Origin of the sequence: Quadrisphaera sp. RL12-1S, from assembly GCF_014270065.1 — a bacterium.
In the GTDB taxonomy this organism is placed as follows: Bacteria; Actinomycetota; Actinomycetes; order Actinomycetales; family Quadrisphaeraceae; genus Quadrisphaera.
Window position 1 is genome coordinate 87,242 of record NZ_JACNME010000013.1, and the last position, 26,111, is coordinate 113,352.

Annotated in this window: 24 protein-coding genes; 13 read left to right on the forward strand and 11 right to left on the reverse strand. The window is 77.1% G+C overall.

Annotated features, from left to right (window positions below; translation table 11 throughout):
- Positions 1 to 17 precede the first annotated feature (17 nt).
- Positions 18 to 842 (forward strand): nucleotidyltransferase domain-containing protein, encoded by an 825-nt coding sequence (locus H7K62_RS18475; RefSeq protein ID WP_186721343.1) that lies wholly within the window; start codon positions 18 to 20, stop codon positions 840 to 842.
- A 53-nt stretch (positions 843 to 895) separates the two neighbouring features.
- Here H7K62_RS18475 and H7K62_RS18480 read toward each other — a convergent pair whose 3' ends face one another.
- The 5 genes from H7K62_RS18480 to H7K62_RS18500 all read right to left on the reverse strand — a co-directional run bounded on the left by H7K62_RS18480 (position 896) and on the right by H7K62_RS18500 (position 5,178).
- The gene (locus tag H7K62_RS18480; protein ID WP_255480730.1) at positions 896 to 1,330 is read right to left on the reverse strand and encodes a protein-tyrosine phosphatase family protein; all 435 of its coding nucleotides are present in this window, start codon (positions 1,328 to 1,330) and stop codon (positions 896 to 898) included.
- A gap of 122 nt (positions 1,331 to 1,452) precedes the next feature.
- The gene (locus H7K62_RS18485; protein WP_186721344.1) at positions 1,453 to 2,070 is read right to left on the reverse strand and encodes a response regulator; all 618 of its coding nucleotides are present in this window, start codon (positions 2,068 to 2,070) and stop codon (positions 1,453 to 1,455) included.
- Positions 2,067 to 3,416 carry a sensor histidine kinase gene (locus H7K62_RS18490; RefSeq protein ID WP_222437856.1) on the reverse strand — a complete coding sequence of 450 codons (1,350 nt, stop codon included), beginning with the start codon at positions 3,414 to 3,416 and terminating at the stop codon, positions 2,067 to 2,069. The genes H7K62_RS18485 and H7K62_RS18490 overlap by 4 nt, the downstream gene beginning before the upstream one ends.
- Complete coding sequence (locus H7K62_RS18495) at positions 3,416 to 4,255, reverse strand: ABC transporter permease (protein WP_186721345.1); 840 nt, start codon at positions 4,253 to 4,255, stop codon at positions 3,416 to 3,418. Before H7K62_RS18495 ends, H7K62_RS18490 begins: the two co-directional genes overlap by 1 nt.
- On the reverse strand, positions 4,252 to 5,178 hold the full coding sequence (locus tag H7K62_RS18500; protein ID WP_186721346.1) for an ABC transporter ATP-binding protein: 927 nt from the start codon (positions 5,176 to 5,178) through the stop codon (positions 4,252 to 4,254). Before H7K62_RS18500 ends, H7K62_RS18495 begins: the two co-directional genes overlap by 4 nt.
- A 167-nt stretch (positions 5,179 to 5,345) precedes the next feature.
- Between H7K62_RS18500 and H7K62_RS18505 the strand changes: the two genes are divergently transcribed.
- The gene (locus H7K62_RS18505; RefSeq protein WP_255480764.1) at positions 5,346 to 5,789 is read left to right on the forward strand and encodes an SRPBCC family protein; all 444 of its coding nucleotides are present in this window, start codon (positions 5,346 to 5,348) and stop codon (positions 5,787 to 5,789) included.
- 162 nt (positions 5,790 to 5,951) lie between these two features.
- Here H7K62_RS18505 and H7K62_RS18510 read toward each other — a convergent pair whose 3' ends face one another.
- The 4 genes from H7K62_RS18510 to H7K62_RS18525 form a co-directional block, all read right to left on the reverse strand.
- A complete protein-coding gene (locus H7K62_RS18510; RefSeq protein ID WP_186721348.1) occupies positions 5,952 to 6,209 on the reverse strand; it encodes an HPr family phosphocarrier protein in 258 nt (85 codons plus the stop codon).
- Positions 6,210 to 6,267: 58 nt separating this feature from the next.
- A complete protein-coding gene (locus H7K62_RS18515) occupies positions 6,268 to 8,343 on the reverse strand; it encodes a PTS fructose transporter subunit IIABC (protein ID WP_186721350.1) in 2,076 nt (691 codons plus the stop codon).
- A gap of 98 nt (positions 8,344 to 8,441) precedes the next feature.
- A complete protein-coding gene (locus H7K62_RS18520) occupies positions 8,442 to 9,431 on the reverse strand; it encodes a 1-phosphofructokinase family hexose kinase (RefSeq protein WP_186721351.1) in 990 nt (329 codons plus the stop codon).
- Positions 9,428 to 10,192: a DeoR/GlpR family DNA-binding transcription regulator gene (locus H7K62_RS18525; protein WP_186721353.1), complete on the reverse strand. Its 765-nt coding sequence runs from the start codon at positions 10,190 to 10,192 to the stop codon at positions 9,428 to 9,430. The genes H7K62_RS18520 and H7K62_RS18525 overlap by 4 nt, the downstream gene beginning before the upstream one ends.
- A gap of 227 nt (positions 10,193 to 10,419) precedes the next feature.
- Between H7K62_RS18525 and H7K62_RS18530 the strand changes: the two genes are divergently transcribed.
- Together H7K62_RS18530 and hrpB are read left to right on the forward strand one after the other, a co-directional pair.
- On the forward strand, positions 10,420 to 12,171 hold the full coding sequence (locus H7K62_RS18530) for a putative PEP-binding protein (protein WP_186721355.1): 1,752 nt from the start codon (positions 10,420 to 10,422) through the stop codon (positions 12,169 to 12,171).
- 164 nt (positions 12,172 to 12,335) lie between these two features.
- Positions 12,336 to 15,017, forward strand: a complete 2,682-nt coding sequence (hrpB, locus tag H7K62_RS18535; RefSeq protein WP_186721430.1) for an ATP-dependent helicase HrpB — start codon at positions 12,336 to 12,338, stop codon at positions 15,015 to 15,017.
- Positions 15,018 to 15,047: 30 nt separating this feature from the next.
- On the opposite strand, the gene H7K62_RS18540 is transcribed toward hrpB, so the two are convergent.
- Positions 15,048 to 15,413, reverse strand: a complete 366-nt coding sequence (locus H7K62_RS18540; protein ID WP_186721357.1) for a DUF1844 domain-containing protein — start codon at positions 15,411 to 15,413, stop codon at positions 15,048 to 15,050.
- A gap of 351 nt (positions 15,414 to 15,764) precedes the next feature.
- On the opposite strand from H7K62_RS18540, the gene infC reads away from it, so the two are divergent.
- The 9 genes from infC to H7K62_RS18585 all read left to right on the forward strand — a co-directional run bounded on the left by infC (position 15,765) and on the right by H7K62_RS18585 (position 24,980).
- Positions 15,765 to 16,895 carry a translation initiation factor IF-3 gene (gene infC, locus H7K62_RS24260; protein WP_370591847.1) on the forward strand — a complete coding sequence of 377 codons (1,131 nt, stop codon included), beginning with the start codon at positions 15,765 to 15,767 and terminating at the stop codon, positions 16,893 to 16,895.
- A gap of 124 nt (positions 16,896 to 17,019) precedes the next feature.
- The gene (gene rpmI / locus H7K62_RS18550; protein WP_109775618.1) at positions 17,020 to 17,214 is read left to right on the forward strand and encodes a 50S ribosomal protein L35; all 195 of its coding nucleotides are present in this window, start codon (positions 17,020 to 17,022) and stop codon (positions 17,212 to 17,214) included.
- 49 nt (positions 17,215 to 17,263) lie between these two features.
- A complete protein-coding gene (gene rplT / locus H7K62_RS18555) occupies positions 17,264 to 17,650 on the forward strand; it encodes a 50S ribosomal protein L20 (protein ID WP_186721360.1) in 387 nt (128 codons plus the stop codon).
- Between the two features lie 33 nt (positions 17,651 to 17,683).
- The gene (locus H7K62_RS18560; protein ID WP_370591848.1) at positions 17,684 to 18,727 is read left to right on the forward strand and encodes a TrmH family RNA methyltransferase; all 1,044 of its coding nucleotides are present in this window, start codon (positions 17,684 to 17,686) and stop codon (positions 18,725 to 18,727) included.
- A complete protein-coding gene (locus tag H7K62_RS18565) occupies positions 18,720 to 19,100 on the forward strand; it encodes an ATP-binding protein (protein ID WP_186721362.1) in 381 nt (126 codons plus the stop codon). The genes H7K62_RS18560 and H7K62_RS18565 overlap by 8 nt, the downstream gene beginning before the upstream one ends.
- Positions 19,101 to 19,183: 83 nt before the next feature.
- Positions 19,184 to 20,389 (forward strand): sensor histidine kinase, encoded by a 1,206-nt coding sequence (locus tag H7K62_RS18570; protein WP_186721368.1) that lies wholly within the window; start codon positions 19,184 to 19,186, stop codon positions 20,387 to 20,389.
- A gap of 78 nt (positions 20,390 to 20,467) precedes the next feature.
- Positions 20,468 to 21,529 (forward strand): phenylalanine--tRNA ligase subunit alpha, encoded by a 1,062-nt coding sequence (gene pheS / locus H7K62_RS18575; RefSeq protein ID WP_186721370.1) that lies wholly within the window; start codon positions 20,468 to 20,470, stop codon positions 21,527 to 21,529.
- Positions 21,529 to 24,150: a phenylalanine--tRNA ligase subunit beta gene (gene pheT / locus H7K62_RS18580; protein ID WP_186721372.1), complete on the forward strand. Its 2,622-nt coding sequence runs from the start codon at positions 21,529 to 21,531 to the stop codon at positions 24,148 to 24,150. The genes pheS and pheT overlap by 1 nt, the downstream gene beginning before the upstream one ends.
- On the forward strand, positions 24,147 to 24,980 hold the full coding sequence (locus H7K62_RS18585) for an SDR family NAD(P)-dependent oxidoreductase (protein WP_186721373.1): 834 nt from the start codon (positions 24,147 to 24,149) through the stop codon (positions 24,978 to 24,980). Before pheT ends, H7K62_RS18585 begins: the two co-directional genes overlap by 4 nt.
- A 99-nt stretch (positions 24,981 to 25,079) precedes the next feature.
- Here H7K62_RS18585 and H7K62_RS18590 read toward each other — a convergent pair whose 3' ends face one another.
- On the reverse strand, positions 25,080 to 26,024 hold the full coding sequence (locus H7K62_RS18590) for a DUF389 domain-containing protein (RefSeq protein ID WP_255480769.1): 945 nt from the start codon (positions 26,022 to 26,024) through the stop codon (positions 25,080 to 25,082).
- Positions 26,025 to 26,111: the final 87 nt, after the last annotated feature.

Here is a 26,111-nt window from a genome sequence, read left to right on the forward strand (position 1 = left end):
GCTGTGATCATGGGCGGATGGCCACCAGCACCGACGACGTCGACGCCGACCGCACCTGGCTGACCGAGCACGGTGACCCCACCGCCACCGAGCGCGAGGTCCTGCGCACGGTCGTCGGTTCCGGCGTCCACGGCATCGCCCTCGCGGGCACCGACGACCACGACGAGATGGGCGTCTACCTCGAGCACCCGCGGGCGGTCCTCGGCGTCGGGCACGTCGACGGGCACTACGTGGCGCGGACGGTGCCGGAGGGCCACCGCAGCCACCACGGCGACGTCGACCTGGTCCTCTACTCCCTGCGCCGCTACCTGGCGCTGGTGCTGACGGGCAACCCCACCGCGCTGCTGCCGCTGTTCACCCCGGCCGCCGACGTCGTCCTGACCACCCCGCTGGGGGAGCGCCTGCGCGCCGAGGGCCCCGCACTGCTCAGCCAGCGCGCCGGTCACCGCTTCTCGGGCTACCTGCGCAGCCAGCGGGAGCGGATGCTCGGCGCAGCGTCCGGAGCACCGAACCGGCCTGAGCTCGTCGCAGCCCACGGCTACGACACCAAGTACGCGAGCCACGCCCTCCGGCTCGCCGTCCAGGGCGTCGAGGTCGTGCGTCACGGGCGGCTGACGCTGCCGATGCCCGAGCCCGAGCGCACGCTCGTGCTGGAGGTCAAGCGCGGCGAGCGCACGCAGGAGGAGGCGCTCGCGCTCATCGACGCCCGGGGGGCGGAGCTGGAGGAGCTGCTGGCCAGTGGTCGCTCGCCGCTGCCGGAGCACCCCGACCTCGACGCCGTCAGCGCCTGGTCCACCGCCGAGCACCTGCGGTACTGGGCCGAGCACGACCTGCTCGGCTGAGGTCGGGCAGGACGACGACGGCGACGTCGGCGGCGGCTCAGCGCCCGGTGCTGTCAGCGCTGCACCCACCACCGCTGCCACGGCGTCTCGACGGCGGACGGCCGGTAGTGCTCGCGCACCCACCCCACCGCCTCTGCCGGCGGCACCCCGTCGAGCACCGCCAGCACCGCGAGCGCCGTCCCGGTGCGTCCGTGGCCGCCGCCGCAGCAGACCTCCACGCGCTCCTCGGGTGCCCGTGACCAGGCCTCGCGCAGCGCGGCACGGGCGTCGGAGGGGACCAGCGGCAGCCCGAAGTCGGGCCAGCGCACCCACCGCACCGGCCACGGCTGCGGCGCCGGGCGCTCCCACGTGCACTGGAACGACACGTCCGGCTCCAGACCCGCCGGGGGAGCGCCGCGGCGCACACCGCGCCCCCGCACCCGCCGTCCCGAGGGAAGGACGACGACGTCGGGGGCGTCCAGCGGCCAGGCCGCGTGCCGGTCTCCCACCCGCTGATCCTCCCCCCGGGCCCCCACGATCAAGGAATCCGCAACCGCTCCGGTGTTCGTGGATTCCTTGATCGTCGCCGCGGCGGCGGCGGGGGCGGGGGCGCGGGAGACGTGAGGACGGGTCAGATCCAGCCGGCGGCCTGGGCCCGGCTCACGGCCTCGTGCCGGTTGGCCACCCCGAGCTTCTGCACCGCCGCCGAGAGGTAGTTGCGCACCGTCCCCGGGGACAGCGACGCGCGCACGGCGATCTCCTCCACGCTCGCCCCGCCGGCCGCCAGCTCCAGCACGTCGGCCTCGCGGGGGGTGAGCGGGGAGTCCCCGGCGGCGATGGCGTCAGCCGCCAGCTCCGGGTCCACGTGCCGTCCACCCGCGTGCACCGTCCGGATGACGGAGGCCAGCACCGCCGCCGACGTCGTCTTGGGCAGGAACCCGCGCACCCCCGTGGCCAGCGCCCGCTTGAGGTGACCGGGCCGCCCGTGACCGGTGACGATGACCACGCCGCACCCCGGCACCGCGTCCCTCAGCGCCGCCGCCACCTCGATGCCGTCCAGGCCGGGCATCTGCAGGTCGAGGACGGCGACGTCGGGCTCCACCGCCCGCGCCACGGCCACGGCCTCCGGCCCGGACGCCGCCTGGCCGACCACCTCGACGTCGTCCTCGAGGTCGACGAGAGTGGCGAGGGCGGTGCGGATGAGCTGCTCGTCGTCGGCGAGCAGCACCCGGATGGACGGCGGGGTCACGCGTGCGCCTCCTGCTCCTGGGGTCGGGTGCGGGGTCCGGTGGAGGGGCCGGTCCGGGCGTCGGCCGGCGTGGTGGCGGTCAGCACCACCCGGCTGCGCTCGCGGCGGACGTCGAGCGACCCGCCGCGCGCCTCCAGCCTCTCGCGGAGCCCGGACAGCCCCGCACCGGGGCGCAGGCTCCCGCTGCCGGAGCCGTCGCGCGCGCCGTCGGACGCGCCGTCGGACGCGCCGTCGCCGTCGTCGTTGCGGACCACGAGCACCGCCGCACCGCCGACCACCGCCAGCGACACCGCGCAGCTGCGGGCGTGCCCGTGCCGCACCACGTTGGTGACCGCCTCCCGCAGCGCCCACGCCAGGGCCTCCTGCGCGGGGGCGGGCAGGGCCGTGGCGACCGCCTCGTCGACGCGCACCTCGCACGCCACCTCCGCGGAGGCGAGCAGCGCCCGGGCGCCGGCCAGCTCGGTGAGCAGGTCGGCGCGCCGGTGGCCCCGGACGACGGCGCGGACCTCGGCCAGCGACGCCTGGGCCAGCTCGCGCACGGCCATCGCCTCCGCCACGGCCTCGGGGCGGCCCCGCTCGGCGAGGCGCGCCACCACCTCGCTCTTGAGGGCGATGGCCGACAGGTCCCGGCCGACCACGTCGTGCAGGTCGCGGGCGAACCTCAGGCGCTCCTCCGCCACGGCGAGCCGGGCGCGGTCGCCCTGGGCGTCCGCGAGCTGGCGGACCACGTCGAGCAGCCACACGGACAGCCGCAGCGTCACCACGATGAAGCCCGACGCCACGACCGTCACCACCCCGACCCCGGCCCCCGTGGCGCTGTCCTGGCCCGAGAGCACCGCGGAGAGGAGGACGGCGGCGCCCGCTCCCAGCGGTACGAGCCACCCGACCCGGCGGTGCACCACGGCGACCGCGGCGGGGGAGAACATCACGGTGTAGAGCACGACGGCCTGCCGGGGCGAGCCCGCCAGCGACTCGCCGGCCCGGACCGCGGCGGCCAGCGCGAGGAGCCCGGCGGTGGTGGAGGCCAGCGCGACGAGCCCCGGGCGGCGCTGCCCCGCGCGCCGCGGGTCCAGGCCGGCGCGCAGGACGACGAACGCGGCCACCCCCTGCGCGGCGGAGACGACGACGACCAGCGCCAGCAGCGGCCCCGGCACCGCCCCGCGGGCCACGAGGAGCAGGAGCACGGGGGAGATCGCGCCGAGCCAGTAGAGGATCTGCGCGGTGTAGACCTCCACCCGCTGCACCTGGTCCAGCGAGTCCCACCAGGCGCGCGGGGAGCGCCACCACCGCGGCCGGCCGTCGTGGGCCGTCCGCGGTGGTGGCGCTGCGCTGTGCGTGCTGCTCATCAGCCGCGAGGCTCCCAGCGCCACAGGCGGCGCGCCAGCCACGCGGAGACGGCGGTCCACGCCAGGAGCAGCAGCAGGTCGACCAGCACCGCCGGGAGCGCGCCGCCCACGAGCGGAGCGGTCACGAGCCCCTCGCCGACCCCGCCGGTGCGGGCGAGGAGGTCCACGGCGCTGGTGAAGGGCAGCAGGAGCAGCACCTGGCGGGCGGCCTCGGGCATCCCGGGCACGGTGAGGAGGTTCCCGGCGACCGAGATGACGAACAGCAGCGGCACCGCGGCCCAGTTGGCCTTCTCGGCGTTCCCCGCCATCCCGGCCACCGCCACGCCCGCCGCCACCAGGCCCACGGAGGCGAGCAGCACCCCGGCCGCCCACGGCAGCCAGCCCAGCGCGTCGGGCAGCGGACCACCGCGGCCGACGACGACGGCCAGCACCGCGAGCGCCTCGACCACGCCGACCACCACCAGCGGCAGGTAGACGCCGGCCACCAGCTCGCGGCTGCTGAGCTCGGAGGTCCGCAGGCGCTTGAGCACCTGGGCCTCGCGGCGGTTGACGGTGAGCATCACGGCGGCCAGGTGCGTGGTGACGGCCATGACCACCAGCACGCCCATGCCGGTGAGCGCCGCCAGCGCCGCCGGGGAGCTGCCCGGGGAGACCGAGACCAGGAAGAGGATCGCGAGCGGGCCGCAGAGCAGGGTCAGCAGCGTGGTGCGCTGCCGGACCAGCATCTGCGTCTCGAAGCGGGCCAGCCGCAGGACGCGTTGCGTCGGCGTCACGGCCCGGCGCTGGCGGGCGGGCGCCGCCGCGGTCGCCGTCGTCGTCGTCGTGCTCGTGGTGCTCATCGGGAGGCCTCCTGCTCGGGGGTGGAGCGGACGACGGAGTGGAAGACCTCGTCGAGGGAGGCCGGGGTGGCGCGGAGCCGGTGCAGCTCGGTGCCGGTGCGCTGGGCGTCGAGGAGCAGCGCGAGCAGGTCGGCCTGGAGGTCGTGGGTGCGGACGTCGAGCGGCTCGTCCGGCCTGCCGCCCGCGCGGCGGACCGCCGTGATGCGCGCCGGTCGCTGGTCGAGCACCTCGGCGAGCGTGCCCCGCACCGCGATGCGGCCGCGGTGCATGATCGCGACCCGGTCGGCCAGCTGCTCGGCCTCCTCGAGGTGGTGGGTGGTCATGAGCACCGTGGTGCCGCCGTCGCGCAGCTCCCGGACCAGTCCCCAGAGCGTGGCGCGCGACTCCGGGTCCAGGCCCGCGGTCGGCTCGTCGAGCACGATGAGGTCCGGGGCTCCCCACACGGCGAGCGCCAGGTCGAGCCGTCGCCGCTCGCCGCCGGAGAGGTCCTTGACCAGCACCGCGCGGCGGTGGGCCAGCCCGACGCGCTCGAGCACGGCGTCGACGTCGTCGACGCGGCTGCTCAGCGACGCCCACAGGCGCAGCGCGGTGACGGGCGTCGCCTCGGGCACGAAGCCCGCCTCCTGCACCATGACGCCGGAGGCGGCGCGCAGGCGGCGGGTGGAGACCGCCGGGTCGTCGCCCAGCACGTCGACGGTGCCGGCGGCGCGCGGGCGGAACCCCTGCAGCGCCTCCAGCGTGGAGGTCTTGCCGGCGCCGTTGGTGCCGAGCAGGGCGAACACCTCTCCGCGGCGGACGTCGAGGTCCACGCCGTCCACGGCGCGGAAGGAGCCGTAGGCGACGACGAGCCCGCGGACGTCGACGACGAGGTCGCCGGCGCCGGCAGCGGTCTGCGCCCCGGTGGTGGCTGCTGTCGTGGTCATGGCTCCACGCTCCCGCCGCGGGAGCGCCCCCGGCAGTGCGCGCGCTCACCGGTCCAGGTGCGTCCCTCACGGCCCGGCCCCTGACATCCGTCACACCCCGCCGCGACGACCACGCAGCTGCGCGCCACCTCGCGGCGGGGGACCTGCGCTGCCACCGTGGAGCGGTGATGCTCCTGCGCCCGGCGCCCCCGATCACCCGGGAGCGGACGACGACGGCGGCCCCCGCCGTCGTCCACGACCTCCTCGTCGACGTGGCGTCCTGGCCGCTGTGGTCGCCGCACGTGGTCCGGAACGACCCGGCCTCCGGCCGCGTGCACCCCGGCTGGCGCGGCCGCGTGAAGCCGTGGTTCGGGCCCGCCACCACCATGGAGGTGACCGAGGTGCTGCCCGGCGGCGGCATGCGCTGGCGCACCCGGGCGCTCGGGCACGAGCTGCGGTACGCCCAGCTGGTCAGCGCTGCTCCCGGGAGCGGCAGCCGCGTGGTCTTCACCGCCACCGTCCACGGACCGCTGGGCCCGCTGGTGCAGCGCCTCGCCGCACCGCTGTCCGGCTACGGCCAGCAGCGCCGCCTCGAGCGCCTGGTGCTGCTCGCGGAGCGCACCGCAGCCTGACCGCCCGCACGCCGGCCGACCGTGGACGCTGTGCTCCGGTCTGGCGCCCCAGACCGGAGCACAGCGTCCACGGTCGCCGCCGCGATCGGCCGTCGTGACCTCCTGACGCACGAGGGCCCCCGCCGGCATCGGCGGGGGCCCTCGTCAGGTGGAGCGGGTGCGTCAGGCGTCGAGGTCCTTGGCGACCAGGTCCGCCACGGTCTTCATGGCGGCCTCGTCGTCGGACTCGACGGTGACCTGGTCGCCCTTGGCGGCGCCGAGGGTCATGATCAGCAGGGCCGAGCCGGCGTCGACGGGCTCCTGGCCGTCCACGGTCAGGGTCACCTCGGCGCCGGTGTCCGTCGCCGCCTGGGCGATGACGGCGGCGGGACGGGCGTGCAGGCCGACGGCGGAGCCGACGGTCACGGTGGTGCTGGGCACGGTGCTCTCCTTCTTCAGGGGGTCGCGGGGTCCGGGGAGGAGTCGATCAGAGCCGCGGTCAGGCCGCGACCGGGCGCTTGGCGGTGCTCTTCAGGACGGTCACCAGGACGCCCGAGATGATCGTGCCGACGATGAGCGCCAGGAAGAAGCTCCAGATCGGGTTCATCGCGAAGAAGACGAAGGCGCCGCCGTGGGGCGCGCGCAGCTGCGTCCCGAACGCCATGGTGAGAGCGCCGGTGACCGCACCGCCAACCATGGAGGCCGGGATGACGCGCACGGGGTCGGCCGCGGCGAACGGGATCGCGCCCTCGGAGATGAAGGAGAGTCCGAGCAGCCAGGCCGCCTTGCCGTTCTCCTTCTCGGCGGCCGAGTACAGCTTCGGCCGGACGGCGGTGGACAGCGCCATGGCCAGCGGCGGGACCATGCCCGCAGCCATCACGGCCGCCATGACCTGGAACGAGGCCGGGGTCTGCGCCGCCAGGCCGGCGGTGGCGAAGGCGTACGCGGCCTTGTTGACCGGGCCACCCAGGTCGAAGCACATCATCAGGCCGAGGATGACGCCGAGGATGATCGCGGAGCTGCCCGAGAGGCCGTTCAGCCAGTCGGTCAGGCCGGTGGTGGCAGCGGCGAGCGGACGACCCAGCACGAGGAACATCAGGCCACCGGCCACGATCGACGCGACGAGCGGGATGATCATGACGGGCATGAGGCCGCGCAGCCAGCGAGGCACGTCCCTCTTGCTGATCCAGTAGGCCACGAGGCCGGCCAGGACACCGCCGACGATGCCGCCGAGGAAGCCCGCGCCGGCGAAGACCGCCACGGCCCCAGCGGTGAAGCCGGGGGCGATGCCCGGCCGGTCCGCGATGCCGAAGGCGATGTAGCCCGCCAGCGCCGGCACGAGGAAGCTGAAGGCGAGGGCACCGATCTTGAACAGCACGGCACCCAGGTAGACCGCGAGCGCGCTGTTGGACAAGTCGACGAGCGTCGGGTCGGACGCCTTGAGGGCGGCGACGTCGGGGAGGTTCCACAGGGAGTTCTGCACCACGACGTCGTCGGCGACCTTGGTGATGATGTAGCCGCCGAAGAGGAAGCCGAGGGCGATGAGCAGGCCGCCGGCCGCCACGAACGGGATCATGTAGCTGACGCCGGTCAGCAGCACCTGGCGCACCTTCACCCAGAACGACACGTCGCCCTGCCCGGTCTGCGCGGTCGCAGCACCAGCGGCGGCGCCACCGCCGGCCACGCGGGCCGCCGAGGGGTCGGTCGAGGCCTTGAGCGCCTCGGCGACCATGACGTCGGGCTCGTTGATCGCGCGCTTCACGCCGGAGGCGACGACGGGCTTGCCCGCGAAGCGCTCGCGGCCCTTGACCGGCACGTCGGTGGCGAAGATCACCGCGTCGGCGCTGGCGATGAGCGAGGCCGGCAGCGGCGTGGTGGCGCCGGAGCCCTGCGTCTCCACCTTCAGCGTGATGCCGGCGCGCTCGGCCGCTGCCACGAGGGAGTCGGCGGCCATGTAGGTGTGGGCGATGCCGGTCGGGCACGCGGTGACCGCCACCACGACCTTCCCCGTCGCGGCGGGAGCGCTCGCGGCAGCGGCCCCGGCGCCCGCGGCGGCCGTCGTCGTCGTCGCGGCAGCGGCCGCGGTCGGCTTGGCGGCCGGCTTCGGGGTGACGACCTCGGAGACGAGGTCCACGACCTCCTGCTCGCTCGTCGCCTCGCGCAGCGCGGTGGTGAACGCCGGCTTGACCAGCGCGCGGGCCAGGGCGGTGAGCAGCTTGAGGTGCTCCTGGCCGCCGGAGGCGGGGGCGGCGATGAGGAAGGCCAGGTCGGCCCCGCCGTCGGGGGCGCCGAAGTCGACCTTGGGCGCCAGGCGCGCGAACGCCAGCGTCGCCGTCGACACGGCCTCGGAGCGGCAGTGGGGGATGGCGATGCCGCCGGGCAGCCCGGTGGCGGACTGGGCCTCGCGGGCCATGGCGTCGCGCTGGAGGCCCTCGGCGCTGGTGGCGCGTCCGGTGGCGGCGACGGTCGCGGCCAGGGCCGCGATGACGTCCTCCTTGCGGGAGCCGAGGTCGGCGTCGAGGCGCACGAGCTGCGGCGTGATCAGCTGCGCCGGCGCTGTGGTGTCGGTGGACATGCGGTCCGGTCCTCCTGGTCTGGCCGACGGCGTCGGCGGTCCGTGCTGGGGGGAGATCTGGGTGCTGCGGGGAGATCTGGGTGCTGCTGGGGAAGGGCTCAGAGGCGCCGGGTGGTGACCCGGTCGCGCTGCACGTGCTCGGGCCCGGGCAGGGTCGAGCCGGGCAGCTGCACGGCGGCGGTGCCGTGGGCGACGGCGACGGCGAGGCGCTCGGCCTCGTCGGCGCCGTCCAGCTCGGCCAGCAGGTAGCCGGCGAGGGTGGAGTCACCGGCACCGACGGTGCTCACCGGCGTCACGGGCTCGTGCACGGCGTGCCAGGCGCCGTCGGCGGTGACGAGCAGTGCGCCCGCCCCGCCGAGGGTCACCAGGACCGCCTCGACACCGCGGTCGACCAGCGTCGACGCCGCCTTGGCGGCGGCCACGGGGTCGGCCTCCAGCTCGGCCCCGGCCGCGCCGCCGCGGCCGGGTGCTGCCAGGCCGGTGAGCTCGGCCAGCTCCTCGGCGTTCGGCTTGAGCAGGTGCGGGAGGGCCGCCGGGCGACCCGAGGACGACGACGCCGCGTCCGGCCCGGCGGTCGCCAGCAGCGCCGCGCCGGAGGTGTCCACCGCCACGCGCGCGCCGGTGGGGCGCAGCCGGGCCACGAGCTGGCCGTACCAGTCGTCGTCGACACCGGGGGGCAGGGAGCCGGACAGCGCCACCCAGCGGGCGCCGGCGGCCTCGCGGCGCAGCGCCTCGACCAGGCCGGCGCGCGCGGCGGCGTCCAGCGGGGCGCCGGGGGCGTTGACCTTGGTGGTGGTGCCGTCGGGCTCGGCGAGGGTGAGGTTGACCCGCGCGTGCGCCGCGATGGGCACCGCGCGGTGCACGAGGTGCAGCTCGCGCAGCGCCAGCAGCAGCGGGTCGTCGGGGTGGCCGGGCAGGACGGCGACGGCGGTGCGCCCGCCGTCGGAGACCACGCGGGCCACGTTGACGCCCTTGCCACCGGGCTGGTCGACGGCGGCGGCCGAGCGCAGCACGGCGCCGCGCTCGAGCGGGCCCGCCAGCGAGACCAGGCGGTCCAGGCTGGGGTTGGCGGTCAGGGTGACGATCACGCGACCAGCACCTCCACTCCACGGGCTTCGAGGGACTTGAGCTCGCGCCGGGGGGCGCTCGCGTCGGTGATGAGGACGTCCACCTGGTCCAGCCCGGCGAAGCGCACGAGGTGCTCCTGCCCGAGCTTGGAGGCGTCCGCGAGGACCACCACCCGGCGGCCGGCGGCGACGAGCGCGCGCTTGAGGGCCGCCTCGTCGTGGTCGGGGGTGGTGAGGCCGTGGTCGGCGGAGATGCCGTTGGTGCCCACGAAGGCGGTGTCGACGCGCAGCGCGCCGAGCTGCGCCAGCGCGTCGGGGCCCACGGCGGCGTGGGTGGTGCCGCGCACGCGGCCGCCCACGAGGTGGAGGTCGATGCGGCCGGCGCCGGCCAGCTGGGCGGCCACCGGCACGGCGCTGGTCACCACCAGCAGGGGGGAGTCCACCGGCAGCAGCCGGGCCAGGCGGACCGTCGTCGTCCCGGCGTCCAGGGCGATGGAGCCGCCGGAGGGGACGAGGTCGAGCGCGGCGCGGGCGATCCGGTCCTTGGCGTCGGCGCGCTCGACGTCGCGGTCGGCCACCGCGCGCTCCACCACGGTCAGGGACGTGGTGGGCACGGCGCCTCCGTGCACGCGGCGCAGCAGGCCGGCCTTCTCGAGGGCGGCGAGGTCGCGGCGGACGGTCTCGGTGGTGACGCCGAACTGGGCGGCGACGTCGGTGACGGCGACGCGGCCGTGCTGGCGGACCAGCCCGGCGATCGCCTCGTGGCGCTCTGTCGCGTACAACGGCGCACTCCCTCGTGCCTGCGTGTGGGACCCCCGCCGTGACGCGGTGGGGGAGCTGCGTCCCGAGCCCGCTGCGATGTGGGCTTGTGTGGGAAACAACTTTGTGATGTGTGGTTCTACGCCCGTTCATGTTGTTGTGTCAAGGGGTGGGTTCAGTGCACGCTGGTCCCGGACACCACCCCTCAGCCCGCCTCCGCGGCGGGTCCCGCTCCAGCGCAGGAGTCACGATGAGCAGCGTCGCCACCCCTCCGTCCGCCTCCACCGGCCTGTCCGCGGGCACCGGCCCGGAGGGCCGCTCCCTGGTCGGCATCCCGGTCGTGCCCGGCGTGGGTGCCGGGCCGGTGGTGCGCCCGGCCGACCGGCCGCGCCTGCCGGAGGTCACCGGCGAGGCGTCCGTGGCCGAGGAGGCCCGCGCCGGTGAGGTCGAGCGCTTCCAAGCCGCCGCCGGCGTCGTCGCCGAGCGCCTGGAGGGGCGCGCAGCACGCGCCTCCGGCGCCGCCGCGGAGGTGCTGGAGGCCACCGCCGGGCTCGCCCGAGACCGCGGGCTGCTGGCTGCCGTCGCCAAGCGCGTCAAGGCCGGCGCCCCGGCCGACGTGGCCGTCGTCGGCGCCGCCGAGCAGTTCAGCGCGATGTTCACCCAGCTCGGCGGGGTCATGGCCGAGCGCGTCACCGACCTCGCCGACCTGCGCGACCGCCTCGTCGCCGAGCTCACCGGCCAGGACGAGCCCGGCGTGCCGGTCCCCGCCGACCCCTCGGTGCTGCTCGCCGACGACCTCGCCCCCGCCGACACCGCGGGCCTGCAGCCCGAGCTGGTGCTGGCCATCGCGACCACCCGCGGCGGCCCCACGAGCCACACCGCGATCATCGCCCGCCAGCTGGGCATCCCCTGCGTGGTGGCCGTCGGCGGTCTCGACGACGTCGCCACCGGCCAGTTCGTGCTGGTCGACGGCACCTCCGGTGAGGTGGCCGTCGAGCCCGACCGCGCGCACGCCGCCTCCCGGGTGGAGGCCTCCGAGCGCGAGGCCGCCGCCGTCGCGGCGTGGACCGGGCCGGGCGCCACCGCGGACGGCCACACCGTCGACGTGCTCGCCAACGTCCAGGACGGCGCCGGCGCCCGCAGGGCCGCCGCCACCGGGGCGCAGGGCGTGGGGCTGTTCCGCACCGAGCTGTGCTTCCTCGACGCGGACTCCGAGCCGTCCGTCGCCGAGCAGGCCCGCATCTACGGCGAGGTCTTCGCCGCCTTCGCCGACCGCCCGGCCGGCGCGGGCGCCGGCTCCAAGGTGGTCGTGCGCACCCTCGACGCCGGCTCCGACAAGCCCCTGAAGTTCGCCACCGCGCCGGACGAGGAGAACCCCGCCCTCGGCGTGCGCGGCCTGCGCATCGCCTGGAAGCAGGAGGGGATCCTCGAGCGCCAGCTCGACGCGATCGCGCTGGCCGCCCAGCAGACGGGCGCGTCGCCGTGGGTGATGGCGCCGATGGTCGCCACCGCCGCCGAGGCCCGGGACTTCGCCGCGCGCGTCCGCTCGCGCGGCCTGACCGCCGGCGTCATGGTGGAGGTCCCCGCTGCCGCGCTGCACGCCGAGCGGATCCTGCGCGAGGTCGACTTCCTCTCCATCGGCACCAACGACCTGGCGCAGTACACCCTCGCCGCCGACCGGCTCTCCGCCGACCTCGCCCACCTGAACGACCCGTGGCAGCCGGCGCTGCTGCAGCTCGTGGCGCTGACCGCGGCTGCCGGGGTCGCCGCCGGCAAGCCGGTGGGCGTGTGCGGCGAGGCCGCCGCGGACCCGCTGCTCGGAGCGGTGCTCGCGGGCATGGGCATCACGTCGCTGTCGTGCGCGGCCAGCGCGGTCTCCGCGGTCGGTGCGCGCCTGGCGCAGGTGCAGCTGGCCGCCTGCCAGGAGGCAGCGCGCGCCGCCGTCGAGGCTGACGACCCGGCCGCCGCCCGCGCCGCCGCCCGCGAGGTCCTCCTCGGCTGACCCACCCCACACCGCCCCGGAGTCACCCCGCACTCGCGCACCCGAGTGCTGCATCGACGCCCCCTCATCCCGCACTCGCGCACCCGAGTGCGGGATGAGGGGGCCGTGAACGCGCACTGGGGTTCGCGAGTGCGGGAAGGGGGCGGGGGAGGATGGGCGGCGTGATGCTGCCGCCCGTCGGCCGACCCGGCTCGGGCGCCGACCTCCCCGTCCGGGAGGTCCTCGACGAGCTCACCGCCGCCCTCGCCGACCGCGGCACGGCCCTGCTCGTGGCCCCTCCCGGCACCGGCAAGACCACGCTCGTGCCGCTCGCCCTCGCCGACGGCCTCCCCGACGGCGCCGGCCGGGTGGTGGTCGCCGAGCCCCGCCGCGTGGCCGTGCGCGCCGCCGCCCGCCGCATGGCCTCCCTGGTCGGCGAGCCCGTCGGGCAGCGCGTCGGCTGGAGCGTCCGCGGTGAGCGCCGCACCAGCGCCGCCACCCGCGTGGAGGTGGTCACCACCGGCCTGCTGCTGCGCCGGCTGCAGCGCGACCCGGAGCTGCCGGGCGTCGCCGTCGTCGTCCTCGACGAGGTCCACGAGCGCCACCTCGACGCCGACCTCGCCCTGGCGCTGCTCCTCGACGCCCGCGCGGCGCTGCGCCCCGACCTGCGCGTCCTCGCCGCCTCGGCCACCCCCGACACCGCCCGCCTCGCCGCCGTCCTCGGCTCCTCCACCGGCGAGGACGACGACGACGGAGCGCGGCCGGCGCCCGTCGTCGTCGCCACCGCGCCCGTCCACCCCCTCGAGGTGGTGTGGGCCCCGCCCACCCGTCCCGTGCGCCCGCCGGAGGGCACTCGCACCGATCCGGCGCTGCTCGACCACGTCGCCGCGACCACCCGTCGCGCGCTGGCTGAGCGCGATGGCGACGTGCTGGTGTTCGTGCCCGGGGCCGCCGAGGTGGGCGGGGTGCGGTCCCGGCTGGAGCGTTCTCTCAGCGGTGGCAGCGACGGCGGCGCCGTCGACGTCCTCGCCCTGTCGGGCCGCCAGTCCACCGACGCCCAGGACGCCGCGCTGCGCCCCTCCGAGCCCGGCCGGCGGCGCGTGGTGGTCTCCACCGCCGTCGCCGAGTCGAGCCTCACCGTCCCCGGCGTGCGGACCGTCGTCGACGCGGGCCTGGCCCGGGTGCCGCGCACCGACCACGCCCGCGGCCTCGGGGGCCTGGCCACCGTGCGCGTCAGCCGCGCCGCCGCCGAGCAGCGCGCCGGACGCGCCGCCCGCGAGGCCCCGGGCGCGGTCTACCGCTGCTGGAGCGCGCTGGAGCACGAGCGCCTCGCGCCCCAGCCGCAGCCCGAGGTGGCCACCGCCGACCTCACCGGCGCCGTGCTCGCGCTGGCCACCTGGTCGCGCGCCGACGGCGCCGGCCTGCCGCTGCTCGACCCGCTGCCGGCCGGCGCGACCGCCGCCGCGGCCCGCGTCCTGCACGACCTCGGCCTGCTCGACGACGACGACCCCGCCGCCGCCCGCCCCACGCCGCGCGGGTTGGCGGTGGCGTCCCTGGGCCTGGAACCGCGGTGGGGGCGCGCGCTGCTCGACGGCGCGGCGCTGGTGGGGGAGCGGACCGCCGCCGAGGTGGTCGCGCTGCTCAGCGAGGACGGCCTCGTGGGCGGTGGTGGCCCGGGAGGTGGCGGCCCCGGGGGAGGGGGCGACGACGTGGCCGCGAGCTGGCGCGCCCTGCGCCGCGACGACGACCCCGGCCGCTCGGCCCGCTGGCGCGCCGAGGTGCGGCGCCTCGCCGGGGCGCTGGCGGACCTGCCGCCCGGCCAGCGAGCTCCCGCGGCCGTGCGGGCGGCGCGCCTGACCGACGACGCGGCGGCGGCCCTCGTGGTCGGGCTGGCCCACCCCGAGCGCCTCGCCCGCGCCCGTCCCGCGGGGTCGGCGGGGTCGGCGGAGGAGTCGTACCTCACGACGGGGGGGACGGCCGTGCGCCTGGCGCCCGGATCGGCGCTGCGCGGGGCGCCGTGGCTGGCGGTGGCCGTGGCCGACAGGTCCGGCAGCGACCCGGAGGCCCGGGTGCGGGCTGCCGCGGCCCTGGACGAGGACGGCGCCCGGGCCGCCGCGCCCCAGCTGCTCGCCGAGGTCGAGGAGGTGGCCTGGCAGGGCGGCGCGGGCGGCGACGTGGTGGCGCGGCGCGTGGAGCGCCTCGGCGCCGTCGAGCTGTCCAGCCGTCCGCTCACCGGCTCCCTCGACGACCGCCAGCGCGCCCTCGTGGCGCGGGCCCTCGCCGACGGGCTCGCCCAGGCGGGCCTGGCGCTGCTGCCCTGGTCCGAGGGGGCGGTGCGGCTGCGGCAGCGCCTCGCCGCGTGCCGCGCGGCCCTGGGCGACCCGTGGCCCGCCGTCGACGACGACGCCCTGCTCGCCCGCGCCGCCGAGTGGCTCGGCCCGGAGCTCGCCGCCGCCCGCCGCCGGGCCGACCTCGCCCGGGTGGACACGACCTCCGCGCTGCGGCGCCTGCTGCCGTGGCCGGAGGCCGCCCGGCTCGACGAGCTCGCCCCCGAGCGGCTGCCGCTGCCCGCCGGAGGGAAGCAGAGGGGCCCCGACCAGGGCAGCGCCCGGCTGGACTGGTCCGACCCCGCGGCGCCCGTGCTCGCCGTCCGGCTGCAGCAGGTGCTGGGCTGGACCGGGGCGCCGCGGGTGCTGGACGGGCGCGTCGCCGTCGTCGTCCACCTGCTCTCACCCGCCGGGCGGCCGCTCGCGGTGACGGCGGACCTGGCCGGCTTCTGGCGCGGGGCCTACCGGGAGGTGCGGGCGCAGATGCGCGGCCGCTACCCCAAGCACGCCTGGCCCGAGGACCCCCTCACCCCACCGTGATCATGGGCGTTCTGCGCACGCCCCAAGGGGTCAGCGGACGGGGCCGGTGTACTTCTCGCCCGGCCCGGCGCCGTGCGCGTCGGGGAACGGGGAGGCCTCGCGGAAGGCCAGCTGCAGCGAGCGCAGCCCGTCGCGCAGGGGGCGGGCGTGGTGGTCGCCGATCTCGGGGGAGGCGGCGGTGACGAGCCCGGCCAGCGCGGTGATGAGCACGCGGGCCTCGCCGAGGTCGAGGTGCCCGCCCTCCTCGGCGTCCTCCGCGAGCCCGCACTTCACGGCCGCCGCGCTCATGAGGTGGACCGCCGCGGCCGTCACCACCTCCACGGCGGGGACCTCGGCCAGGTCCCTGGCGGCGCTGACGGTGGTGGCGGAGTCGGCGTTGGTCTCGGACGTGCTCACGCTGGTACATTAGGCGACTGACCGACCGCGGCTCCGTGACCGCGCACGCCTCTGCCCGGCCCCGCCGGGCGCCGGAGGCGCCGCAGAACGGGGCCCGGTGCGCCAAGTGGAGGCCTCCTCCCACCCGCGTCGGCCCTCACCGGCCGCCGGGTCCCCGGTCCACCGCACCGCCCTGGTGAGCACCAGGGGGCGTGCGGCTCTCGAGCGTCGCCCGCGGCGCACGAGCCGGGTCAGGCCCTCGCGACGCGTCCGCCGGGGGAGACCCTCCCGCGACGGTGGTTCCGAGCACGTCGCAGAGGAGCAAGGCACATCAGCGAACCGCGCATCAACGACCGCATCCGCGTCCCCGAGGTGCGGCTGGTCGGGCCGAACGGTGAGCAGGTCGGGATCGTGCGCGTCGAGGACGCGCTCCGCCTCGCGCAGGAGGCAGACCTCGACCTGGTCGAGGTCGCCCCGCAGGCGAAGCCCCCGGTCTGCAAGCTCATGGACTTCGGGAAGTTCAAGTACGAGTCCGCGATGAAGGACCGCGAGGCTCGGAAGAACCAGACCAACACCGTCCTGAAGACCGTCCGGCTGCGCCTGAAGATCGACCCGCACGACTACGAGACCAAGAAGGGCTTCGCCGAGAAGTTCCTCGAGGGCGGCGACAAGGTCAAGGTCATGATCATGTTCCGTGGTCGCGAGCAGTCGCGCCCGGAGATGGGTCTGCGCCTCCTCCAGCGCTTCGCCGGCGACGTCGCCGAGCTCGGTGCCATCGAGTCGAGCCCGCAGCAGGACGGCCGCAACATGGTCATGGTCATCGGCCCGACCCGTCGCAAGGCGGACGTCAAGGCCGAGCAGAAGGCCGAGCAGCGCGGCCGCCGCGACGCCGACCGCGCCGCTCGCGCCGAGCGCACCCAGCGGGAGCGCGAAGAGCAGGCGGGCCGCGAGGCGGCGACCCCCGAGGCGCCCCAGGCGCCCCAGGTGTCCCCGCTCATCGCCGAGGGCGACGAGCCGCTGTTCGTGCGCCGCGCACCGCAGCCCGCGTCCGCCCCGGCCGCCCGCGAGGGCGGCTACCGCGGTGGTGACCGTCCGGACCGCGGTGGTGACCGCGACGGCGGCTACCGCGGCGGCGACCGTCCGGACCGCGGTGGTGACCGCGACGGCGGCTACCGCGGTGGCGACCGCGACGGCGCCCGCCCGCCGCGGCCCACGTCCGCGCCGTCGCGCCCGTCCGGCCCCCCGCCGGCCGTGCGCCCGGCCCGCCCGGCGATGCCGCGTCCCGCGGTCGCCCCGGGCTCGGCGTCCCCCGGTCCCCGGCCCGCTCCGGCCGCACCCGCCCGTGAGGGCGCTGCTCCGGTCCCGAGCCCCGGCCCCTCGCCGGCGGCACGTCCCGCGGCCGCCCGCCCGGGCGCCGCACCGGGGCCCCGCCCCACCCCGGCCGCCCCGCGGCCGACCCCCCGTCCGGCTCGACCGACGCCTCCGCCGCCCTCGGGCGACTGAGCGCCGGGAACCGTCGGTCAGACCAGACACACCGAGCACCCGTGACGCCCGGAGGGACCCCTCCGGGCGCAGACCAGACGCGGGCGGGCCAGCGCGCCCGCCCGGAACGAGGAGGACGGCAGCCGTGCCGAAGATGAAGACCCACAGCGGGGCCAAGAAGCGCTTCAAGGTCACCGGGAGCGGCAAGCTCATGCGTGAGCGCACCAACCTGCGCCACCTGCTGGAGGGCAAGTCGACCCGCCGCACGCGCCGCCTGTCCGTCGACGCGCAGCTCTCCCCGGCCGACGCCAAGCGCGCCGAGCGCCTGCTCGGCCGCTGAGCGCCTGAGCCCCCTCCCCACCGACCTCTAGAAGACCCAGGAGCACCCCGTGGCACGCGTCAAGCGGGCAGTCAACGCCCAGAAGAAGCGCCGCACCGTCCTCGAGCGCGCCAGCGGCTACCGCGGCCAGCGCTCGCGGCTCTACCGCAAGGCGAAGGAGCAGGTCACCCACTCCCTCGTCTACGCCTACCGCGACCGCCGCGCCCGCAAGGGCGACTTCCGCCGCCTGTGGATCCAGCGCATCAACGCCGCGGTCCGCGAGAACGGCATGACCTACAACCGCTTCATCCAGGGCCTCAAGGCCGCGGGTGTCGAGGTGGACCGCCGCATGCTGGCCGAGCTGGCCGTCAACGACCCGGGCGCCTTCACGGCGCTGGTCACCACCGCTCGCGAGGCCCTGCCCGCGACGCCGGCCGCCGCCGGCTCGGCGGCCTGACACCGGTCCGGTAGCGGGGGCGTGGGCAGCGGCGTGAGCACCGGTCCGGTGGACCACCGGAGCGGTGCTCGCCCCGCGGCGGCCCCGGCCCCCGCGGCCGGCCGGCTGTCCAACCCCCGCGCCGACCGCGTGCGGGCGCTGGCGCGCCTCGCGACGCCCTCGGGCCGCGCCCGCGCCGGCGCCTTCCTCGCGGAGGGCCCCCAGGCCGTCCGCGAGGCCCTCGACGCACCCGCCCCGCACCGCGTCCGCACCGTCATCGCGACGGCCGCGGCGCTGCAGAGGCACCCCGAGCTCGGCCCCGGCGCGCAGCGCGCCGGGGCCGAGCTGCTGCAGTGCACCGACGAGGTGCTGGCGGTGCTGTCCGGCACCCGCACGCCGCAGGGCGTCGTCGCCGTCTGCGACGCCGTCCGCACCGGTCTGGACGACGTGCTCGGCGCGGGCCCCCCGGCGCTGGTCGCGCTGCTGGCGCGCGTGCAGGACCCGGGCAACGCCGGCACCGTGGTGCGCGTGGCCGACGCGGCGGGCGCCTCCGCCGTGCTGCTCACCGGCGCCAGCGTGGACGTCCACAACCCCAAGGTGGTCCGGTCCACCGCGGGCAGCCTGTTCCACCTCGACGTCGTGCAGGGCGTCGAGCTGGGCGTGGCCGTCGAGCGCCTGCGCGCCGCCGGTGTCGCGGTGCTCGCCACCGACGGGGTCCCCGGCCGCGGCAGCGCCGACCTCGACGACCTCCTGGACGAGGCCGAGACCGGTGCGGGGCCGCTGGCCGGTCCCACGGCCTGGCTGTTCGGCAACGAGGCCAGCGGCCTGGACCCCGCCGAGCGGGAGCTGGCCGACCTGGCCGTCCGGGTCCCGCTGCACGGGAGGGCCGAGAGCCTCAACCTCGCCACGGCCGCCGCCGTCTGCCTCTACGCGAGCGCCCGCGCGCACCGCCGCAGGGGCCGGGACGGCGCCGCGCCGCAGCCCCTCGTCGCCCCCGCGGGCACCGTCAGCCACACTGGCGCCGTGGAGCACCGCACGTCCCGCTCGTGGGCTGGCGCCGGCGGAGCCTCGGGCACCCCCGCGGTGGCCCATGACTGAGACCGTCCTGCCGTGCGGGCCGGAGGCCGCCGGCCAGGCCCGGCGGCTGGTCGCGCAGGCGTGCACCGCGGCCGCCCTGCCGCCCGACGCCTGCGACAGCGCCCTGCTGTGCACCAGCGAGCTGGTGACCAACGCCATCGTCCACGGCCGCTCCGACGTGAGGCTGTGGATCCGCACGGACAGCGGGTGGCTGCGCATCGAGGTCGGTGACGACAACTCCCGCCACCCCCAGCTGCAGCCCGCCGACGACGGCGCGCTCGACGGGCGGGGCCTGTTCATCGTCGACCTGCTCACCACGCGGTGGGGCGTCCGGGACGACAGCATCGGCAAGGTCGTCTGGTTCGAGCTCCGCGCCGACCCCGTGACCGGGTGAACGAGCGCCCCCCGGCCACCGACAGCCGTGGATCAGTCACCGGGAGTGACGTCCAGGGGCGCGCTGGCGGTACGGTCGGCAGCGTGGACGCCGCGCAGGGGCTGCTCGAGGAGCTGCCGGACGGTGTCGTCGTCGTGGGCGGCGACGCCCGCGTGCAGCTGGTCAACGCCGGCGCCGAGCGCTGCACGGGCATCTCCCGCGACCTCCTGCTCGGCCGCGACGTCCGCACGGCGCTGCCGCTGCAGGACACCACGGGCCGCGACTGGTGGTCCATGACCGACCCGTTCACGGGCCTGGCCACGCGCACCGGTCACCGCGAGCGGCTGCTGGTCCTCCCCGGAGACCACGAGGTCCTCGTCACCGCGCGCTACGTGCGGCCGGCGCGCAGCGCCCCCGTGGAGCGGGTGGTGCTGCAGCTGCGCGACACCGAGGCCCGGCGCCGCCTCGAGAACGACCACGCCGGACTCATCTCCACCGTCGCCCACGAGCTGCGCTCGCCCCTGACGTCGGTCAAGGGATTCACGTCCACCCTGCTGCGCCGCTGGGAGCGGCTCACCGACGCCCAGAAGCGCCTCATGCTCGAGACCGTCGAGGCGGACGCGGACCGCGTCACCCGCCTCATCGCCGAGCTCCTCGACATCTCCCGCATGGACGCCGGCCGCCTGGAGGTCAAGCGCCAGGTGGTCGACCTGGCGGGCCTGGTGCGCGGCCAGGTGGAGCGGATGGTGGCCACCGGCCAGCCCGCCGAGCGGTTCCGGGTGGCCATCGCCTCCCCGCTGCCGGAGGTGTGGGCGGACCCCGACCGCCTCGAGCAGGTGGTGAGCAACCTCGTCGGCAACGCCGTGCGCCACGGCGCCGGCCAGATCGACATCTCGGTGACGCCCGACCCGGACGGCGACGGCGTGGCCGTCGTCGTCGACGACGAGGGCGAGGGCATCCCCGCCGAGCACCTCGGCGTGGTCTTCACGAAGTTCTGGCGCGGGTCCCGCCGCGGCGGCACCGGCCTGGGTCTGTACGTGGTGCGCGGTCTGGTGGACGCCCACGGGGGGCGCATCACGGTCAGCGCCGCCCCCTCGGGCGGGGCCCGGTTCCGGTTCACCCTGCCGGCGTCCGTCCCGGACTTCGTCCAGCTGCCGGGCACCCCGCTGCTGGACCGGCGTTCCGGTGGTGACCGCCGCCAGCTCCTCGTGGAGCTGCCCGAGGGCGTCGACCAGCGCGGTGCGGCCACCCGGACGAGGGCGGACGCGGCGAGCGGGACGACGACGGACGCGCCCGAGCCCCGTCGCTGACGCCGCCCGCCGCGGCTCCTGCGCTGGGGGACGGGGCCGACGGGGGGACCACCGCGCCCGCTCTGGCAGGCTTGCCCGGTGCCCGAACTGGAGAACGACCCGCTCAGCGAGGGGAGGGTCGAGAGCGCCGTCGCCGACGCGCTGGCCGCGCTGGCCGCAGCGCCCGACCTGGACGCCCTCAAGGAGGTGCGCCTCGCGCACGCCGGCGACCGCAGCCCCCTGGCCCTGGCCAACCGCGCCATGGCCGACGTGCCGCCGGCCGACCGCGCCGTCGTCGGCAAGCGCATCGGCGGCGCCCGCGGCCGCGTGCGCGCCGCGCTGGAGGCCCGCACCGCCGAGCTGGAGGCCGAGCGCGACGCCCGGGTGCTCGTGGAGGAGACCGTCGACCTCACGGTGCCGGTCCAGCGCACCCGCGCCGGCGCCCGCCACCCCCTCGCCCTCGTGGCCGAGCGCGTCGAGGACGTCTTCACCGCCATGGGCTACGAGGTGGCCGAGGGGCCCGAGGTCGAGGCGGAGTGGTTCAACTTCGACGCCCTGAACTTCGGCGTGGACCACCCGGCCCGCCAGATGCAGGACACCTTCTTCGTCGACCCGCCTTCGTCCGGTCTCGTCATGCGCACCCACACCTCGCCGGTGCAGGCTCGCTCCCTGCTGGAGCGCGGGGCGCCGCTGTACGTGGTGTGCCCGGGCCGCACGTTCCGCACGGACGAGCTCGACGCCACCCACACCCCCGTCTTCAACCAGGTCGAGGGCATCGCCGTGGACGAGGGCCTGACCATGGCCCACCTGCGCGGCACCCTGGACCGCCTGGCGACGGCGCTGCTGGGCCCGAGCGCCCGCACGCGCCTGCGCCCGTCCTTCTTCCCCTTCACGGAGCCGTCCGCGGAGCTCGACGTGTGGTTCGAGCGTCCCGACGGCTCGGGCAGCGGGTGGCTCGAGCTCGGAGGCTGCGGCATGGTCAACCCGAACGTCCTGCGCGCCTGCGGGGTCGACCCGGAGCGCTACAGCGGCTTCGCGTTCGGCATGGGCATCGAGCGGATCCTGCAGATCCGCAACGGCGTCGCCGACATGCGCGACATGGTCGAGGGCGACGTGCGCTTCTCGCGCGCCTTCGGCACCGGCCTCGGGACGGCCCTCTGATGCGCGCGCCCCTGAGCTGGATCCGCCAGTGGGTCGACCTCCCCGCGGACGCCACCGGCGAGCAGGTCGCCGCCGCGCTGGTGCGCGTGGGCCTGGAGGAGGAGGGCCTGCACGGCGGTGACGTCACCGGCCCCGTCGTCGTGGGCCGCGTGCTGTCCCTGGCCCCCGAGCCGCAGAAGAACGGCAAGACCATCAACTGGTGCTCGGTCGACACCGGTGAGCTCGCCCGCGGCGAGGAGCCCCGGGGCGTCGTCTGCGGAGCGCACAACTTCTCCGCCGGGGACCTCGTCGTCGTCGCCACGCCGGGGGCGGTGCTGCCCGGCCCGTTCCCCATCGCCGCGCGCAAGACCTACGGCCACGTCTCCGACGGGATGATCTGCTCCGCCCGCGAGCTGGGCCTCGGCGAGGACCACGACGGGATCATCGTGCTGTCCCGCCTGCTCGGTGACTCCGCCGCGTCGCAGCTGCAGCCGGGCCAGGACGCGCTCGCGCTGCTCGGGCTCACCGAGGAGGTCGTCGAGGTCAACGTCACGCCCGACCGCGGCTACTGCTTCAGCGTCCGCGGCCTGGCCCGCGAGTACGCGCACGGTGCTGGCCTCGACGTGGCCACCGCGTTCCGCGACCCAGCCGACGTCGAGGTGCCCGCCGCCGGCGGCTCCGGCTCGGCGGCCGGTCACGGCGTCGAGCTGCGCGACGACGCCCCGGTCCACGGCGCGCCCGGCTGCACCCGGCTGGTGGCGCGCGTCGTGCGCGGCGTCGACCCGACGGCGCCGTCGCCGTTCTGGCTGCAGCGCCGCCTGCAGCAGGCCGGCATGCGGCCGATCTCCCTGGCCGTCGACGTCACCAACCACGTGATGCTCGAGCTGGGCCAGCCGCTGCACGCCTACGACCTCGCCGCCGTCGACGGCCCGCTCGTCGTCCGCCGCGCGCGCCCGGGGGAGCGGCTCGTCACCCTCGACGGGGTCGACAGGACGCTCGACCCCGAGGACCTCCTCATCACCGACGGACCCGACGGCCAGCGCGCCATCGGGCTCGCGGGCGTCATGGGAGGCCGCGACACCGAGGTCACGACGACGACGCGGGACGTGCTCGTCGAGGCCGCCCGCTTCGACCCGGTGTCCATCGCGAGGACCGCCCGGCGCCACAAGCTGCCCAGCGAGGCCAGCCGCCGCTTCGAGCGCGGCGTCGACACGGCGCTGCAGGCCGCGGCCGCCGAGCTGGCGGTCCGCCTGCTCGTGGAGCACGGCGGCGGCGTGGCCGACGACGCCGCCACCGACGTCGTCGCCGCCGGCGCCGCGGTGGAGCCCGCCGCGATCGCGCTGCCGGTCGGCCTGCCGTCCCGCCTGTCTGGCGTGCCCGCGGAGCAGCTCGACGCCGCGCGGGTGACCGAGCTGCTGGAGCAGGTGGGCTGCGTCGTGTCCTCCGGCTCCACGGGGGTGCTCGCCGTGGTCCCGCCGACGTGGCGGCCCGACCTCGTGCAGCCGGTCGACCTGGTCGAGGAGGTCGTGCGGCTGCACGGCTACGAGGCCGTCCCGTCTGAGCTGCCTCCGGCCCCGCCCGGTCGTGGCCTGACCAGCGGTCAGCGCCTGCGCCGGCGCGCCGCCGACGCCCTCGCGGCCGGCGGGTTCGTCGAGGTGCGGTCCTACCCGTTCACGTCCGCCGCGCGCAGCGACGAGCTGGGCCTGCCCGCTGACGACCCGCGGCGCGCCGCGCTGCGGCTGGCCAACCCGCTGTCCGACGAGCAGCCCCTGCTGCGCACCAGCGTGCTGGCCACCCTGCTCGACGTGCTGCGCCGCAACACCTCCCGCGGCGCCGCCGACGTCGCGCTGTTCGAGGTCGGCGGCGTCGTCAACCCCGTGGCGGGAGCCAGGGCGGCGGGCCGCCTGCGGGTGGACCGCCGCCCCTCCGACGCCGAGCTGGCGGGCCTGCTCGCCGCGGTGCCGCCGCAGCCCGTGCACGTCGCCGGCGTGCTCGCCGGGCGCGCGGAGCCCGACGGCTGGTGGGGCGCCGGCCGGGTGGCCGACGCCGCCGACGCGGTGGCCGCCGCGCAGCTGGTGGCGCAGGCGCTGCGCGTGGAGCTGGCGGTGAGCGCCGGGGCGCTCGCGCCGTGGCACCCGGGTCGCTGCGCGCAGCTCTCGCTGCCCGCCTCCGGCGGCGCCGCCGGTGGGACCGCCGGCGCCGTGGTCGGGCACGCCGGTGAGCTGCACCCCGCGGTGGTCGCCGCGCTGGGCCTGCCGGCGCGCACGGTGGCGTTCGAGCTGGACCTCGACGCGCTCGTCGTCGCCGCGCCGGAGCTGGTGCCCGCACCGCGGCTGTCGCCGTTCCCACCGAGCAAGGAGGACGTCGCCCTCGTCGTCGATGCCTCCGTGCCCGCCGAGGACGTCCGCCAGGCGCTGCTCGCGGGCGCCGCTGGGTCCGGCCACGCCGACCTCGTCGAGGAGGTCCGCCTCTTCGACGTCTACACCGGCGCGCCCGTCCCGGAGGGGCACCGCTCGTTGGCGTTCTCCCTGCGCCTGCGGGCGCTGGACCGCACGCTCACCGCGGCCGACGCCGCGGCCGTGCGCGAGGCCGCCGTCGCCGAGGCCGCACGCCGCCACGGCGCCGTGCTGCGCGGCGCATGACCGCCGCGTCGTCCTCCGCGCCCAGCCGCGTCGCGCTCGTCACGGGCGCGACCAGCGGCATCGGGCGCGGCCTCGCCGAGGCCCTCGGGGCCGCCGGCCTGGCGGTCGGGCTGCTGGGCCGAGACGGGGAGCGCCTCGCCGAGGCGCTGCAGGCCGTGCGCCGCACCGGCGCTCGGGCCGCCGCCGTGCCGGCCGACGTCGTCGACCTGCCCGCGCTCCAGCAGGCGGTCGACCACCTGGAGTCGCAGCTGGGTCCCGCGGACCTGCTCGTCTCGGCCGCCGGGATCATCGAGGCGAGCGAGGTGCCCGTCTGGGAGGCCGACCCCGAGGAGTGGCGCCGCGTCATCGACGTCGACCTCGTCGGCGCCTTCCACGCCGTCCGGGCGGTCGTGCCGGGCATGGTGGCGCGCGGCGGCGGCCGCGTCATCAACCTCGACTCGGGTGCGGGCATCAAGGACTCCGCCGTCTACTCGGCGTACAACGCGGCCAAGGCGGGGCTCTTCCGCCTCGGTGGCAACCTGCACGCGGCTGGCGCCGCGCACGGCATCACCGTGCTGGAGCTCGCGCCGGGCGTGGTGCGGACCCCGATGACCCTGGCGATGGCCACCCACGAGCAGCGCCGCCAGCGCGGGGAGTGGACCTCCCAGGCCGAGGTCGACGCCCTGGCGGTGGCCTTCGCCCGCGGCGAGCTCGACGCCTTCTCGGGCCGCATGGTCCGTGCCGGGGTCGACACCCCCGCCTCGCTCGCCGAGCGCGCCGCCGCCGGTCTCGGCGACGACGACCGCACGCTGCGGCTGCGCCCGTGGGGCGCCGACGACCCGCTGCGCTGACCGCGCTGGGTGGACTTGGTCCCGTCCCTCGTTGGCTCAGGGTGGCCCCGGTCCACTCCTGGTGGACCAGGGCCACCCTGAGCCAACGGGGGGCGGGCGTCAGCGCGCGACGGCCCGCCGGCGCCGGTCCATGCGCTTCCACGCCGCCCGCTGCACGCCCAGCGTGACCACCGCAGCCAGCAGGATGCAGCCGATGTTGAGCACCAGCTGCAGCGCTGACGACGCCGCGCGGTCCGGCTGGCCGGTGACGGCGGCGCCGGCGATCTCCGCGGCGGCCGGGACGGTGGTCACGGAGATGAACACCCCGACCAGGGCGCTGGCCTTGTCGGAGGTGAGGGACACGGTGCCCGCGATGCCCGCCAGCAGCGCGACCACCACGCTGAACGCGTCGGGGCTCCACACGAACGACGTCAGCGGCCGCTGGCCCTCGACGTAGGCCTGCGGGATCAGGCCGCCGGCGTCGAGCAGCGCCACGGCCACCGCGGTGAGGGCGATCGCCACGGGGAAGCCCACCGCGAGGGCCTTGAGCGCGTCGCGCGCCGGACGCGCGGACCGGGTGACGACGGCGACGGCGAGCGAGGCGAGCGCGGTGAACTCCGGGCCCAGCACCATCGCCCCCACGATGAGGACCTGGGAGTCGGTGATGAGGCCGACAGCGGCGATGAGCGTGGCGACGGTGAGGAAGACGACGAACGCCGCGGACAGCGACCCGTCCGACTCGGCGCGCTCGACCAGCTGGGACCAGACGACGGCGTCGACGCCCTCGCCGGGGGCGTCGTCCTCGGCGCGGTCGACGGGACGTCCGGTGGCGGTGTCGACGTCGAGCAGCACCAGCGCGCCGTCGCCGCGCAGCAGGCCGCAGCGCTGCAGGTCCTCGACCACGCCGTCGACGGCCTCGCGGGCGAGGTCGGCCTCGACGAGGTCGCCCGGGGGGTCGAGGACGACGCCGGGCAGGTGGACCAGGCCGGTGACGCCGGTGGCCCCGCGCAGGCAGCCGAGGACCTGCTCGACGTCCGCGGCCGGACAGGTGGCCCTCAGGTGCATCACGGGGGCATCCTGCTGCCCGTCGGGCGCGGCGGCACGGCGTGATCGTCCACCCCGACGGGAACCCGCTTTGGATGGTCATGCACG